Source organism: Streptomyces sp. NBC_00683, from assembly GCF_036226745.1.
GTDB lineage: Bacteria > Actinomycetota > Actinomycetes > Streptomycetales > Streptomycetaceae > Streptomyces.
Genome location: NZ_CP109013.1, coordinates 720,305 through 734,731, shown reverse-complemented (window position 1 = coordinate 734,731; position 14,427 = coordinate 720,305). Strand labels below are relative to the sequence as shown.

11 protein-coding genes are annotated in these 14,427 nt (G+C 70.0%); 4 read left to right on the top strand and 7 right to left on the bottom strand.

Translation table 11 applies throughout. The features are described 5' to 3' along the window. Nucleotides 1–45 precede the first annotated feature (45 nt). On the bottom strand, nucleotides 46–549 hold the full coding sequence (locus OG257_RS03350; protein WP_329204574.1) for a hypothetical protein: 504 nt from the start codon (nucleotides 547–549) through the stop codon (nucleotides 46–48). 190 nt (nucleotides 550–739) lie between these two features. Between OG257_RS03350 and OG257_RS03345 the strand changes: the two genes are divergently transcribed. From OG257_RS03345 to OG257_RS03335, 3 genes are all read left to right on the top strand, one after another. Then, nucleotides 740–1,975: a cytochrome P450 family protein gene (locus OG257_RS03345; RefSeq protein ID WP_329204573.1), complete on the top strand. Its 1,236-nt coding sequence runs from the start codon at nucleotides 740–742 to the stop codon at nucleotides 1,973–1,975. Nucleotides 1,976–2,024: 49 nt separating this feature from the next. Further along, nucleotides 2,025–2,834 carry a crotonase/enoyl-CoA hydratase family protein gene (locus tag OG257_RS03340; RefSeq protein ID WP_329204571.1) on the top strand — a complete coding sequence of 270 codons (810 nt, stop codon included), beginning with the start codon at nucleotides 2,025–2,027 and terminating at the stop codon, nucleotides 2,832–2,834. Between the two features lie 106 nt (nucleotides 2,835–2,940). Then, nucleotides 2,941–3,144, top strand: coding sequence for a cold-shock protein (locus OG257_RS03335; protein ID WP_329204569.1), 204 nt, complete (start codon nucleotides 2,941–2,943; stop codon nucleotides 3,142–3,144). Between the two features lie 77 nt (nucleotides 3,145–3,221). On the opposite strand, the gene OG257_RS03330 is transcribed toward OG257_RS03335, so the two are convergent. The 6 genes from OG257_RS03330 to OG257_RS03305 all read right to left on the bottom strand — a co-directional run bounded on the left by OG257_RS03330 (nucleotide 3,222) and on the right by OG257_RS03305 (nucleotide 13,138). Further along, a complete protein-coding gene (locus OG257_RS03330) occupies nucleotides 3,222–5,207 on the bottom strand; it encodes an ABC transporter ATP-binding protein (RefSeq protein WP_329204567.1) in 1,986 nt (661 codons plus the stop codon). A 193-nt stretch (nucleotides 5,208–5,400) separates the two neighbouring features. Beyond that, the gene (locus OG257_RS03325) at nucleotides 5,401–5,970 is read right to left on the bottom strand and encodes a DUF7158 domain-containing protein (protein ID WP_329204566.1); all 570 of its coding nucleotides are present in this window, start codon (nucleotides 5,968–5,970) and stop codon (nucleotides 5,401–5,403) included. Beyond that, complete coding sequence (locus OG257_RS03320) at nucleotides 5,967–10,034, bottom strand: NEW3 domain-containing protein (protein WP_329204564.1); 4,068 nt, start codon at nucleotides 10,032–10,034, stop codon at nucleotides 5,967–5,969. Before OG257_RS03320 ends, OG257_RS03325 begins: the two co-directional genes overlap by 4 nt. 4 nt (nucleotides 10,035–10,038) lie before the next feature. Next, a complete protein-coding gene (locus OG257_RS03315; protein WP_329204562.1) occupies nucleotides 10,039–10,860 on the bottom strand; it encodes a carbohydrate ABC transporter permease in 822 nt (273 codons plus the stop codon). After that, a complete protein-coding gene (locus tag OG257_RS03310) occupies nucleotides 10,860–11,780 on the bottom strand; it encodes a carbohydrate ABC transporter permease (protein ID WP_329204560.1) in 921 nt (306 codons plus the stop codon). Before OG257_RS03310 ends, OG257_RS03315 begins: the two co-directional genes overlap by 1 nt. Further along, complete coding sequence (locus tag OG257_RS03305; RefSeq protein ID WP_329204559.1) at nucleotides 11,777–13,138, bottom strand: extracellular solute-binding protein; 1,362 nt, start codon at nucleotides 13,136–13,138, stop codon at nucleotides 11,777–11,779. The genes OG257_RS03310 and OG257_RS03305 overlap by 4 nt, the downstream gene beginning before the upstream one ends. Before the next feature lie 104 nt (nucleotides 13,139–13,242). On the opposite strand from OG257_RS03305, the gene OG257_RS03300 reads away from it, so the two are divergent. Continuing rightward, nucleotides 13,243–14,415, top strand: coding sequence for an ROK family transcriptional regulator (locus OG257_RS03300; RefSeq protein ID WP_329204557.1), 1,173 nt, complete (start codon nucleotides 13,243–13,245; stop codon nucleotides 14,413–14,415). Nucleotides 14,416–14,427: the final 12 nt, after the last annotated feature.

Sequence of the window (14,427 nt, the reverse complement as noted above, 5' to 3'; positions counted from 1 at the left end):
CCCGCACGCATTTTCTCCTCGCCACCACCTGGCCAGGTGCCCTACCTACCGCCAGAGGTCCGCACCGTCTCGACCACTCGGATCTGCCGTCAGCAGGTCCTCGTGCAGACCCGACAAGCGGCGGCCGGTGGGGGACCCGTCCTCGCCGGACTCCATGACCACCCAGCCGGCGTCGACACCGGACACGTTCACGTCCGCGCCGGCATCGAGCTCGTCCACCGCGGTGAAAACGGCTTCGTAGGCGACGGTCCGAGCCAGAAGAACCAGGTCATCCCTGTCCGCCCCCGCATCCAGCAGGCGCCGGGCCGCCGGCACCTGCTCCAAGGCTCCCTGGTCGGCCCAGCCGTCGATCGCACCACGCCACAAGGAACGGAGCAGCACGAAGCGTGCCAGCTGTGGCTGGTCATCAGCGATCTCCGACCTTGCCCATTCCGGCGCATCGGGGGCGCCGAGAGCCTCGAACTGTGTCCGAAGCGACTCCGCCGTGGCCCGCGTCTGCGGAGCAAGCCCGGACAACCATGACTGCCATGTGGCCTCGGCATCATCCATCGCACCAGGATGCCCCACCGGCCACCCAGCACCGTCAGGATCAACGGTGGCGAGTCCTGCGCGAGGGGATGGTCGCCGGAGGTCTCGGCGGGAGTGCTCCCGCGCTGAAGGAGAGCTGTGTCTCCGTGAGCCAAAGCGGAACCGATAGGTCCGTATCCTTCGGTCCCTGCTGGTCGTTGGTGCGGTGATCATGTCGGTTTCCGAGTCCGGAGTTCTCGTGCCCGCTCCCGCTGTGCCGTCCCCGCCCCCCGACCTGCTGGCTGTACGGGTACAGGACCCGTACCCCTACTTCGCATGGCTTCGGCGCCATGCGCCCGCCCAACCGGACCGCAGGCCCGGGCGGCCCACCGTGTGGCAGATCTCCCGCTACGACGACGTCCGCGCCCTGCTCACCGACGGCCGGCTGAGCAAGGAACCCGGCAGGGTGCCCGGCTACTTTCCGGGGCCGGCGGGGCTGAACCGGCACCTGGTCCATGCCGATCCTCCTGACCACACCCGGCTGCGGACCCTGGTGAACTCGGCGTTCGTACCCCGCCGTATCGCGCAACTGGAACCCTTCATCGGCGACATCGCCAACCAGCTGCTGGACCGGATCGAGCAGCACACCCACGTGGATGTGATCGCGGACTTCGCGGCGCCGCTGACCTTCCGGATGATCTGTGCGATTCTCGGCGTCCCCCGGGAACTGGACAACGCGGTGACCCGCGACACCCTGATGGCCACCATCGCTCCCGCTCCGGGCCAGGATCCGGCTCGGGTGGAAGGCGATCTGCATGCCCTGCTGGACACTCTGATCGCGGGCAAGCGCGGGGGCGTCGAGCACAGCGGAGTGGACCTGCTGGGCGCTCTCGTGCAAGCGAGTGACGACAGCGGAGCCATGAGCGAAGAGGAACTGCGCTCCACCGCCTACCTGCTGCTCCTGGTGGGGCACGACACCACGATGAACCTCATCGGCAACGGACTGCTCGCACTCCTGCACAATCCCGCCGAGACAGCCCGACTCACCGGACCGGAAGCCGGGCCCGGTCTGGTCGGCACCGCCGTCGAGGAGCTGCTGCGCTACGACTCCCCGGTGCGGGACGCGACCTTCCGGTGTGCCGCAGAACCGATTGCCCTCCACGGACAGGTGATCGGCACGGGGGACATCGTCAGCCTCGTGATCGGTTCCGCCAACAGGGACGAGGCGCGGTTCCCGGACGCGGACCGCCTCGATGTGGGCCGAACCCCCAATGACCATCTCGCCTTCGGCCACGGACCCCACTTCTGCATCGGCGCCGCCCTCGCGCGCCTCGAAGGGGCCGTCGCCTTCCCCCTGCTGCTCGAACGCCTGGGCCCCGTCGCGCTGGCCAAGCCCGCCGAAGAGCTCCCCTGGCGGCCGGCACGGGTGATGCGGGGTCTGGCCGCACTGCCCGTCGTACGGACCTGACCGCTCCCGCCCACCCCCGCCTGATGATCCCCGACCAGGAGCACACCCGATGGACCTCCACGACCCCGTGACGGTGACCGAGCCACGAGCCGGTGTCCTACTCATCACCCTCAACCGACCCCACGTCCGCAACGCCATCGACCGGTCCCTGGCCGATGCCGTGGACGCGGCCCTCACCCGGCTGGAGACCGATCCGGCCCTGGCGGTCGGCATCCTCACCGGAGCGGGCGGCCACTTCTGCTCGGGCATGGACCTCAAGGCCTTCCCTGCCGAAGGCGTCCCGGTCGTGGCCGACCGGGGGCTCGCAGGACTGACCCGCGCCGTCCGCCGCAAGCCGCTCATCGCGGCCGTCGAGGGTGCGGCCGTCGCCGGCGGCTTCGAGCTCGCCCTCGCCTGCGACCTCATCACGGCCGCCGACACCGCGTTCTTCGCCCTGCCCGAAGTCGCCCGCGGACTCGTCGCCGCCGAAGGCGGAGCCATCCGGCTCCCCGGTCGGCTGCCCTACCACGTCGCCATGGAGCTGCTCCTGACTGCTGCTCAGCTGCCCGCCCCGGAGGCAGCACGGTACGGACTCGTCAACCAGCTCACCCGACGAGGTGAAGCCCTCGACGCGGCCCTCGCCCTTGCCGACCGTGTGCTGGCGCACTCCCGCGATGCCGTCCTCGTCACGAAGCAGGTCGTCCAGGACACCCGCGGACTCGACGACCGCACCGCCTACCTCGTCCAGGACCCACTGAGCGCTCCGGTGTTCACAACCGCTGCCGCCACCGAAGGCGCCCGGGCGTTCACCGAGAAGCGCTCACCGGCATGGCAACGGCAGGAGTTCATCCCCACGGGTGAGGTGCGGGAAAGAGGGTGAGATCTGCCGCGCCCGGAGGAAACGATCAAGGGCCGGAGCATGCTCGATCGGGCTGCGGCCGGCGCGTCCGGATCGCGCCGTGGCACCGACCGAAGGACTGGGACCGATGGCAACAGGCACCGTGAAGTGGTTCAACGCAGACAAGGGGTACGGCTTCATCAGCCAGGACGACGGCGGCGCGGATGTGTTCGTGCACTTCGCCGCCATCCAGACGAACGGATACAGGAGCTTGGAGGAGAACCAGCGGGTGGAGTTCGAGGTCACGCAGGGCCAGAAGGGCCCGCAGGCGGAAATGGTCAGGTCCTTGTAGTCCTCCCGTTTCCCCGGGCACTCTGCTCCCTCCGATGGCTCAGGGAGCAGAGTGCAGGCCCGGGTCCGCCGGCAGTATCAGTCCGGTAGGGGCGGCACGGACGTGCTCGCTCCGGGCGGTGCACTCGGGTGCGGTACCGCGGCATGCGGCTCCGGTGCGTACTGGGCCGCCTGTGTGGTGAACATGGCCGCGTAGCGCCCCTGCGCGGCCATGAGCTCGTCGTGGCTGCCGCGCTCGGTGAGGCGGCCCTTGTCGAGAACATAGATAGTGTCGGCGTGCCGGACGCCGGACATGCGGTGGGTGACCAGGACGACCGCCCGGTGCGGGCCGGCGAGCCCGCGGATGGCGTCGAACGCTGCGATCTCGGCTTCCGGGTCGAGCGCCGAGGTGGGCTCGTCGACGATCAGGACGGTGTCCGAGTGAGAGGTCTCGGTGCGCCAGTGGGTGCGGGCGAGGCCGATCTTCTGCCATTCGCCGCCGGAGAGTTCGGACGCTCCACGGAACATGCGGGCAAGCAGGCTGCCCAGCCCGTGGGGGAGTTTCGCGATGACGGGGGCCGCGCCGGCGTAGTCGACCGAGGGCTGGAGATCCTCGTGCCCGGCCGGGCGGCCGGGGCGGCCGATGCGGATGTTGAGCGCGGCGGTCACCGGCCAGCGCTGGAAGTCCTGGGTCAGCAGGGCCACACGCTCGAACACCTGGTAGCGGTTGAGCTTGGAGAGTTCTTCCGCACCCCAGTGCACCGTGCCGCTCTGCGGCAGCAGCAGCCCGGCGAGAATCTTCATCAGAGTGCTCTTGCCCGAGCCGTTCTCACCCACGACGGCGGTCACCGACCCCATGGGAAGTGCTATCGAGACGCCGTCCAGCGCGGGAGTGTCACGGTCCGGATAGCGGTAGGTGACCTCGTCGAGCACCACCTGGCCCACCCGCTCGGGCAGGTCCTGCCCGCCGTCGGCGATGGCCCGTCGTGCGGCCTCGGACAGGAACCGGTCGTGGTCCTGCACGTAGAGGCTCTCCTCGTGCAGCTGGTTGACGTTCATGACGAGCCCGCCCAGGCTCGCCGACCCGGACCGCACGGCGATCACCGCGGTACCGGCCACGGCCAGGCCCATGTGCCCGGCCATGATCAGCCAGAGCATCACGCCGTACGTACAGGCCATCGCGAGCCCGGACAGCGCGGCGGCCACCAGCTCGGTCAGTGCCTTGCCGTTCGCGAGCCGCGTCTGTTCGGCCTCGGCGCTCTCGGCCATGCCGCGGTACTTCTCCAGCAGGAAGGCACCCACGCCGTGGATCCGTACTTCCTGGGCCGCACTGCGCTCGGTCAGCAGGTTGCCGATCAGACGGCTGGCGCGCATGTGCTCCACCCATGTCATCACCGACACGTACCGTTCCTGCGCGACCCGCATCGCTCCCCAGGCGCGAGGTGCCGCGATGAGCAGCAGCATCGGGAGCAGTGCCGGGTGCAGGACGGTCAGGATGCTCGCTGTCGCGATGAGGGAGATCGTGCCGTTCAACGCGGCGACGCACGCACTGATCATGCGGCGTGCGGAGGCGGCACCGAACTGGGCCACATCGATGAGGCGACGGAACTCCGGATCCTCTATCGCCTCCAGCTCGACCACCGTGGTCGCGGCCAGGTACTCCGTGGTCGCGATGCGCTCGACCAAGGGCTCCAGACGACCGGCCCGGGACGTGGACAGGGCGGCGAGGCCGGCGTTCACCACCGCGACCACCGCGCCCACCACGAGTGCGGGAACCGCGGCGCGCAGCCGGTCGACGGGATCCCCGCTGCCGAGAAGGGCGTGCATCACGGAGTTGACCGCCAGGAGACCCACGGCCGCCGCGATGCCCTGTCCGACCTCACTGACGCCGACGACGAGCAGCGCCGGCCGGTCGGCCACCCATGCCCGGCGCAGCGTGCCGGCGACCAGCCGGGGCATGGCCCGGATCGCCGAGAGCAGTGTCAGGTCCAGCCGTGCCCGCTCGTGCTCGGCAAAGGCCATGTCGTAGCGCAGGGGGCCGCCGAACAGCTCCTGCTCGGCCTGGGAGACCGCCGGTTCGACCATCCGAGCCCGCTGTAAGTACTTCCTCACGTGCTGCCCCCTCGGCCGGAGTTCATCCACTTCGGCGCCGGACACGACGGGCGGCGCCGAAGATACGGAGAATGGTCACCGCGTCAGGGTGGCAGTTTTGAACAGTCGGCGGCAGGGCGCTCGGAGGTGAAGCGCCCTGCCGCGTCAGTACTGCGTGAGTGCCGCGTCAGTGCCGGTGGGTGGCGTCGGCGTGGCGGGGGTCGGCCGGGTGCTCGAACCCGGGGTGGAGGGTGACCGTCGTCGCGTGGCGGCGTTCCAGCCAGAGGGTGAAATGGCGGTCCGCCGCCGCTCGGCGCAGTTCCTCCGTGATGGCGGGGCGGGAGGTGTCGTACGGACCGGGGTGCTGGTCGCGGTTGCGGTCGTAGTAGGCGCGTACCTCGGACGGGGCGACGGCGATGTCGGCGGTGATGCTGTCGTACACGGCCGTGGCGACCGGGAGCGAGGCGAGGACCGCTGCGGTGACGCCTCCCGTACCGAGCGCGGCGGACAGGCTGAACTCCCCTCGCCGACAGTTCTGTTCAGCGGTCAGCCCCATGCTCGCCGCCGCGTCCTCGACCACCGCCTCGTACGTCAGCAGCTGGACCACCCAGCGGCGCAGATTGCGGGCGTCCGCCGTGCCGGGGCGGGGCAGCCGGGAGGCCAGCGGCCCCCGGCGCAGGGCGGTGACCCGTGCCTCCACCGCTTCCTCGGTGACGGTGCGCGCCCCGACGTGCGCGGCCACCCCCGGCCCGGTCACGGGGTCACCTCGATCTCTACCGCCTCGGTGTAGTGCAGCCAGCCTGCCGCCGCCAGCTTGACCACGGCCCACCAACGGCCGGGGCGCGTGCCGGCCGGGACGGTGACGGGGAAGCGCACCACGGAGGCGCCGAGCGCGGGCACCTCGGTGCCCTTGTCCCACTCGGGGAAGAGCTCGAACGTGCCCCAGGGGCTGATGAGTTGAGCCTGCACGGAGACGGGCGTGCGCACCTGGGAGGTGAGCGTCACCTCCACGGCCCCGGACTCGCCCGGCGCCAGCCGCACCTCGGTCGTCCCCTGCGTCGCCACCGGCTCGTCGGCCGGCACGTCACCGATCAGCACCCGTGTCACGTCCTCGAAGACCTGGCCGTCATGAGCAGTGCGCGCCCGCACCCAGTACGTGCCGGGCTCGGCCGCCGCGGGCGGAGTGATCCTGACCTTACGGGAGGTGTGACCGCCGGGCTCGAGGTCGTACGGGAGCGGGCCGGTCCGGGTCGACCAGCCCTCGGGGAGGATGAACTCCACGTTCCCGGTGGCCTGCCGGTCGGCGAGGGTCGAAGCGACCGTCACCGTGATCTCGTCGCCGGTGTCCCGCAGGACGGACGGTTCGAGGTGGAGCGCGAGCGGCATGTTGCCGATCGGTGCGGGGCCCGTGTTGTTGAGCCAGTAGCGGGTGAAGACCGGCTGGTGAGGCTCCCGGCCGGGAGCGGGAGGGCCGCCCGGGGTGGTGAGCGGGGCGACGACCGTGGCGATGTCCATGCCGCCGAGGTCCAGAGTGAGGCCGGGGAGCACGGGGCCGGGGTGTTCCAGCAGGTCCGCGCGGTGGGCCTCGGCCACCGGGAAGCCGGTGGTGACGGCCGCCCGCACATCCCGGCCCACCGCCTCGTGCCAGCGCATCGTGAGGCTCTCCACCGGTCCGGCCGCATGGCCGTCGGACAGGGGGTTGCCGGTGGGCTTCAGGGCGGTGAGGACGACCTGCCCGGCCGGCTCCACCGACAGGTACGAGCGCTCCTCCGGCTGCTCCTGGCGCTCACCTTGAGCCGCACGCAGCGGGTGGTTGATGTCGTGGGCCAGCGGTACGACGCCCCGGGCACGCCAGTCCCCGGCGCCCGCCAGGAGCGTGTAGTCGAAGGAGTGGGTCCAGTGCTGCTGCTGGAAGGCGGACCCGTCCGGGGTGGTGCGGTGCGGCGGGTCGATCCAGATACCCGACGGCCAGCCCGTGCAGGAGCGCATCAGCGACAGGTGCAGCGCGCCGCCGGAGTCCACGGCGAAGCCGGGGATGCCCTGGTTGACGAGGGCGACCGTGTAGTCGTCGAGCGGCGGCTCGGTGAGCGATCCGGCCTCGCCGACCTCGATCACGGCGTCGTCGAGGTCCGCCACGAGAGCTTCCACCGCACCCTCCCCGGCGATCACCAGCACCGGCAGCGTGCGGGCGCCGCGCAGATCGGCCCCGGGCACCCACACCTTCTCCAGCGGGGTGTCGGCCGGTATCCACAACCGCACCCGCCCGGTGGCGGCCAACTGCTCCGCGAACGCGTCGGCGTACACACCGCTCAGCACCTCCGCCGTGAACGGGTTCTCATCGGGCCCGCCGACCGTGATGCGCACATCGGGCAGGTTGGAGTCGATGGCCAGATCCCCGTACCGGGCGCCCGGCGCGGCCGAGCAGGTGCTGGTCACACCGGACCTGACCAGGGCCACCGCCAGATCGCGTGCCCCGCCCCCGTCCGGCGTGACGATCTCCGCAATACCGATCGCCCTTGCCCCACCGGGCAGTTGGACCCGGGCCGTCGACGACAGCGCGAACCAGTTGCCTGCCGGGTTGTCCAGGGTCCAGGGGTGTTCCTCGGAGTCGACGTCGATGAGCCCGAAGCCGCGCCCGATCACCGCGTCGGCGACCTCACTCACCGGCAGCGCACCCGGCACGTGTACCGGCCAGCGAAGCCGTAGCAGCTGGTCGGCCCCGTCGAAGGCGTCGATGCGGGTGACTCCGTCGAGCCGGTCCAGTCCGTGCCACAGGGTCAGGCTCTGGGTGTACGAGACCGGGCCGACCGTGCCCGTGACGGTGATCCGCTCGCCCAGCGGGCTCGTCTCGACCGTCACCGACTCGGCGGGGAAGGACGCCGAACCGGTCACCGGGCCGCTGGGGACCAGATGCCAGGGGCCCTCGTGGTACCGGGGATGCGCCGAGTACTCCTCGTACACCAGCAGTTCGTTGCCGACCCGCCCCGGCTGGAGCAGCTCGCGGCCCTCGACGGCCAGCCGGGAGACGCAGCCGCCGCGCCGGGGGTCGACCTCCAGGGTGTGGGTGGAGTTCGCGATCCGGTGGCCTTCGGACGGCGTCCAGCCGGAGCCCGTACACGAAGGGCGCGGCCGGTAGAGGCGGTGGCCGAGCGAGGGAACATCACGGGCGAGGAGGACGAGGTCCGCCTCCGCGAGCGAGCCGTCCTCATGCAGCACGGCGTTCTCCACGAGGGTCGGTGTCCCATCCTCGAACTCCCAGCCGTGAAAACCCGGCTGAGGGAGTGTCAGCCGTGTGCGAACCAGGTCGGTGCGCGGCCAGGCGGACGGGTTGAACACGCTGATCGCGCCGTCGGCACCCAGGCTCCTCAGCGACGCGTCCAGCACGTCGCGCCCCGTGTCGTACGCCTCCCGCCAGCTCGTCACCAGGTCCAGATAGACCTGGTCGGACTCGGATCCGGTGATCGCGTCGTGGTGCGCACCGTACGCGAGCTGCCGCCACGCCTTGTCGATACGGGCGTGCGGGTACGCGGCCCCGGTCTCGACCGAGTCGATGGTGGCGAACTTCTCCGCGTCGGTGAGCAGGTTCTCGGCCGCGCGCTGGGCCTGCTTGGTGTCGATGAACGACACGTCCTTGCCGGTGTAGACGGGGTTCATGTCCCGGGTCTGCGGCGAGGGCGCGGGGAGTTCGGCGCGGACCGCGGCGAAGAAGTCGCGGGGCAGCGCGCACACCAGGCGCGGCCAGGTGTAGCGGGCGGCGAAGTCGCGGTGTATCTCCGTGACCCAGCGGTTGGGCGGTGTGTAGTCGGTACCCACCGGCAGCAGGATGTTGCGGGTCGCGGACACGCCGCGCATCAGCCGGTACAGCTCCAGGACCGCGTCCTCCGCCTCACCGAGGGTCGTCGCACTGTCCATCCACCAGCCCGCGCTGTAGTGCGCCGGCATGTAGTGGGTGAGCACTCCGCGCCCGCTGGGCGACAGCCACTCGAACTCGGCAGGGAACTGCATCCCCGACGGGTCCCCCCAGCCGTCCTGCTCCCGGTCGCGGTCGGTGAGCATCGGGCCCCACTGGTGGTACGGGCCCCGCGCCCACGACGACGACGTCAGTCCGGCGTCGGCGACCAGGCCCGGGAACTGCGGGTCGTGGCCGAAGACGTCCAACTGCCAGGCGGTCCGCGGGTCGCCGCCCATGACGCCGCGCTGGAAGCCGATCCCGTAGACCAGGTTGCGGGCGGTGGACTCGGCGGAGGTGAGGTTGGTGTTCGGCTCGTTGTACGTGCCGCCCATCAGCTCGATCCGTCCCTCGGCGAGCAGCCGGCGCAGCAGTGCACGGTCGCCGGGATGGGCGTCCCAGTACGGTTTGAGGTAGTCGATCTCCGCGAGGACGAAGCGGTAGTCGGGGTCACGGCGGGCGGTCCGCAGATGCAGTCGCATCAGCTCGAAACCGGTCTGCTGGAAGTCGATCCGGAACTGCTGGGCCGTGTCGCCGGCCGCGTCCCAGGTGGTGGTGTAGGCGGCCTGGGTGTTCCACCACACCGGGTCGTAGTGGAAGTGCGGCACCATCCACACCGTCCACCCCGGTTCGGCCACGGTGAGTTCCGCCTCCACCCGCGCGTCGCCGGCCCGGACGGTGATGGGCACGACGGTCCCGGGCACGGCGGCCTCGCACCGTACGCCGATCTCACCGGCGCTCCCTTCCCCGTGCACCCCGGGGCCGGTGATGACGACCCGTCCCGGTTCGCTGAGCGTGACACGTACGACCTGCAGCGGATCGTCCGCGGATCCGACGAACAGGTCGGTCGACTCGACCTCGACGATGCGCACCGTGCTATCCCTTCACCGAGCCGGCCATGTTGAACGAGCCGGAGAGGTATTTGCTGACCGCGACGTAGAGCAGGACCGCGGGAGTGGTGTAGATGACGGAGAACGCGGCCAACTGGCCGTAGGCGACCCGCCCGTACTGGGAGAAGAACGTGTAGATGGTGACCGCGGCCGGCTGCTCCTCCGGGGAGTCGAGCAGCACGAACGGGACGAAGAAGTTCCCCCACTGGCCGACGAACACGAAGATCGCGACGACCGCGATGCCCGGGGCCATCAGCGGGGCGACGACGTACCGCAGCGACTTCATCCACCCGGCTCCGTCCACCCAGGCGGCTTCCTCCAGGTTGATCGGCACCCCGTCCATGAAGTTCTTCATCATCCAGATGGAGAACGGCAGCGAACTCGCCGTCAGGAACAGGACCATCGCGGGGACCGAGCCGTACAGGCTGAAGCGGAAGAACATCGCATAGACCGGGACCATGATCGCGGTCAGCGGGAGGCCGGTGGAGAAGAGCAGCGTGAGCATGAAGTGGCGCTTGAAGCGCAGCCGGTAGCGGGAGAGCGGGTAGGCGGCCAGACCCGCCACGACGACGGTGAGGACGGCGGTCCCTCCGGAGATGACCACGGAGTTGAGCAGCGGACCGTACACGGTGTCGTAGGTGAGGACGGCCCTGAAGTTGTCGAGAGAGAAGGAGAGGGCGGGTTTGGCGGCAGGGGAGGAGCCGGGCTGGACGGAGGAGAGCAGCACCCAGAGGAAGGGGCCGAGGAAGGACAGGGTGATCAGCGCGAGTACGGCGTGGGCCGACCAGCGCGCGCCCCAGCGGGTCATCAGGACTCCACCTTGATCAGTCGCAGGTAGACCAGCGAGAAGAGGGCACCGATGACCAGCATCACCAGCGCCATGGCGCTGCCGTAGCCGATCTCGAAGTACCGGAACGCCTGCTCGTACATGTACAGCGGGGTGGTCTGACTGGCCTCGCCCGGTCCACCGCCGGTCAGGGCGTAGATCAGACCGAAACTCGCCAGCGTCTGAAGGGTCGTCAGCATCAGGTTGGACAGGACCGAGCGGCGGATCAGGGGCAGCGTGACGCTGAAGAACGTACGGCGGGTGGAGGCGCCGTCCACCTTCGCTGCCTCCAGGAGGTCGCGCGGGACCTCGGAGAGCGCCGCCGAGTACACGAGCATCGAGAACGCGGTGCCGCGCCAGACGTTGGCGAGGATCACCGCGAAGAGCGGCGCGGAGACCAGCCACTCCTGGTGCATCCCGAACAGCGAGTTGAGGGTGCCCTCGTCACCGAGGAAGGAGAACCAGCAGGCGGCGGCGACCACTTCGGGCATCACCCACGCGGCGATGACCACGCCGTTCACCACGCCGCGCGTCATACGGCTCTTGCCGCGCTGGAGCAGGGCGATGAGCATGCCGAGGACGTTCTGCCCGATGACGGCCGAGCCGAGGACGAAGACGAGGGTGCGGAACAGCGAGCTGACGAATGCCTCGTCGTCGAAGAGCCGGGTGAAGTTGTCGAGCCCGATGAAGCGGGCATTGACCGACGCCGAACCGGTGAGCGTCTCGTTGGTGAACGCGACGTACACGCTCCACCCGACCGGGCCCACCAGGAAGATCGCCAGCAGGACGAGCGTGGGGCTCAGGGGGAGCAGCCAGCGCAGGGTCCTCCCGCGCCGCGCGGGCGACGGCAGCACGTCGGCTGCCGGCGCCCGCTTCGGTCCGGCCGCCGCGGTGAGCGTCACGACGCCTTTCCGACAACGTTGTCGGCTCCTACGGCCCGCTCCACACCCTCCGCGTACTGCTCGGCCGCCTCCTCGGGCGACTTCGAGCCGAGCGTGACCGCTTCCATCGCCTCCTGGATCTGGGTGGAGACCTTCGGGTACGCCTCGTACGCCGGCCGGTAGTGCGACACCTTCGCGAGATCGGTCCAGAACTGCACCGAGGGGTTCTCCGCGAGGTAGGCCGGGTCGGCCGACACGTCCTTGCGGACGGCGAGGTCACCGGTGCCCAGCGAGTACTCCATGGCGTGCTTCTTGTTCATCGCGAACGTGATGAAGTCGAAGCCGTCCTGCTTGCGCTTGCTGTACGAACTCACCGCCATCACCCAGCCGCCCGACATGCTCACCGCGCCCGGCGCCTCGCCGTTCTGCGTGGGCATGGGCGTCCAGCCCATCTTCTTCGTCCAGTCGGCCCACGGGGTGGGACTCGTCGGCGTCCAGGCGCTGGAGGCCCATGCGCCGTCCAGCGCGATGCCGAGCTTGCCCTTGGGGAACCACTCCAGGAGCACCTTGTCGCCGAGCTTGGCGTTGAGTGCGTCGGCCTTCTTCGGGCCGAGGTCCTCCCGGTAGACGGTGTCGACGAACTTCAGCGAGTCGGTGATGCCCTTGCCGGACGTCACCCACTTCTCCTTCTCGAAGAGCGTCCCGCCGGGTGTCCCGTACAGCAGCATCTCGAAGCCCTGCATGGTCGCGGCCTCGCCGAGGATCTTCGTCGAGTACATGGAGAACGGGGTGACCCCGCGGACCTTGCGCTTGACGGTACGCGCCGCCTCCAGCACGTCGTCCCAGGTCTTCGGCGTCCAGGGGACGGGCAGGCCTGCCGACCGGAAGACGTCCTTGTGGTACCAGAGTCCGCGGGTGTCGGTCGAGATGGGCACCCCGTACGTCTTGCCGTCGAGCCCCTGTGCCGCCTTCTGGACCGACTCGGGGAACTGCTCCTGCCAGTCGGGCCACTTGGCGAGGAAGTCGTCCAGCGGGGCCAGCTTTCCGGCGGCGACATCGGCGTTCACCTGGAAGGTGTCGTGGAGGTAGACGTCGGGTGCGGAGTCGGCGGACCGGTTCAGCAGGGCAAGCTTGGTGTAGTAGTCCTCGTTGGAGCCCTGGACGGCCGTCAGTTTGATCTTGACGTCCGGGTGGGCGGCCTCGTACTCGGTTCTGGCTCCCTTGAGGGACTTCTCCAGGTGGGGCCAGGTCGGCTCCACACGGTAGAGGACCTCGATCTCGTTCGAATTCTTACCGGAACCACTCGAACAACCGGTGACGGCGGTCGCACCGGCGGCTGTCGTCGCGAGTGCCCCGGCAAGCAGTGTGCGCCTCTTCAACTCGTCCTCCTGATGACGGTGTTGCGCGCTGTCGTGCCTCAAGTGCCGGGAAACGTAAGTCAGTCTGATTTACTAAGTCAATACGCTGTGTGATATTGCCTCGCATGCCGATGGGAACGAACCACCCCGGTATGGGGAGTTACAACCAGGCCGTCGTGCTGGAGGCGATCCAGACCTCGGACGGAATCAGCCGGGTCCAGATCGCCGACCGGACGGGCCTCACCGCGCAGACCGTCTCCGTGATCGTGCGACGGCTCCTCGGTCAAGGACTCGTACGCGAGGGCGGAACGCTGCCGTCGACCGGCGGCAAACCGCGCACGATCCTGCGGATCGATCCCGACGCCGGATACGCGATCGGGATCCACTTCGACCCCGCCGAGATCACCGCCGTCCTCGCCAACCTGGCCGGGATTCCGGTACGGACCTGCCGCCGCACCCTGACCCACGGCATCCGGCCCGCGGCCGTGATCGCCGTCATGGCGCGGGCGGCACGGTCCCTGCTGGACGCCGCCCAGGTCCCCGACGCCCGGATCCTCGGTGTCGGACTTGCGTGCCCCGGCCCGCTGGACGCGGACGGCACCATGTACTCGCCGCCCCAGCTGAACGACTGGGACCGGATCCCCCTGCGGGCGCTCCTGGAGGAGGCCACCGGCTTCGCCGTCGCCTTCGACAACGACGCCACCGCAGCCGCGATCGGCGAACGCTGGGCCGGCGCCGGCCGGTCCGTGCCCAGCTATGCCTACCTGTACTTCGGTACGGGAATCGGTGGAGGCCTCATCCTCGACCACCAGATCTACCGGGGGCGGTCCTTCAGCGCGGCGGAGTTCGGCCACCTCACCGTCGTCCCCGGCGGGGCCGAGTGCTACTGCGGCAACCGTGGGTGCCTCGAGGCCGAATGCAGCCCCGCCGCGATCGAGGCCCTGCACGCCGCACGCACCGGCCACCGGCTGACCCATGCCGGGATCTGCGCGGCCTTCCGGGCCGGGGACGCCGACGCGAGGGGGACGATCCGGGCGGTCGCCGCGCTTGTGGCCGATGCCGCCGTGAGCATCGTGAACCTGCTCGACGTCGACCTCCTCCTGATCGGCGGACCGGCTCTGCGCGAGACCGCGGATGCCTTCCGCGACGCCATGGCCGAAGCGGTGGACACCCGCTCGTTCAACCGCCGTCTGCACGACGTGCGGGTGGAGATCGCGCCGATGGGCGCCGACGCTGCGGCCATCGGCGCGGCCTCCCTGGTCTTCCACTCGACCTATGCGCCCACGCTGCCGACCTGAGCCCCTCTGACC

What these genes read in the sequence shown, in the direction of transcription:
- OG257_RS03350 (WP_329204574.1), bottom strand. Translation starts at nt 549, where the DNA reads ATGGATGATGCCGAGGCCACATGGCAGTCATGGTTGTCCGGGCTTGCT.
- OG257_RS03345 (WP_329204573.1), top strand. Translation starts at nt 740, where the DNA reads ATGTCGGTTTCCGAGTCCGGAGTTCTCGTGCCCGCTCCCGCTGTGCCG.
- OG257_RS03340 (WP_329204571.1), top strand. Translation starts at nt 2,025, where the DNA reads ATGGACCTCCACGACCCCGTGACGGTGACCGAGCCACGAGCCGGTGTC.
- OG257_RS03335 (WP_329204569.1), top strand. Translation starts at nt 2,941, where the DNA reads ATGGCAACAGGCACCGTGAAGTGGTTCAACGCAGACAAGGGGTACGGC.
- OG257_RS03330 (WP_329204567.1), bottom strand. Translation starts at nt 5,207, where the DNA reads ATGGTCGAACCGGCGGTCTCCCAGGCCGAGCAGGAGCTGTTCGGCGGC.
- OG257_RS03315 (WP_329204562.1), bottom strand. Translation starts at nt 10,860, where the DNA reads ATGACCCGCTGGGGCGCGCGCTGGTCGGCCCACGCCGTACTCGCGCTG.
- OG257_RS03300 (WP_329204557.1), top strand. Translation starts at nt 13,243, where the DNA reads ATGCCGATGGGAACGAACCACCCCGGTATGGGGAGTTACAACCAGGCC.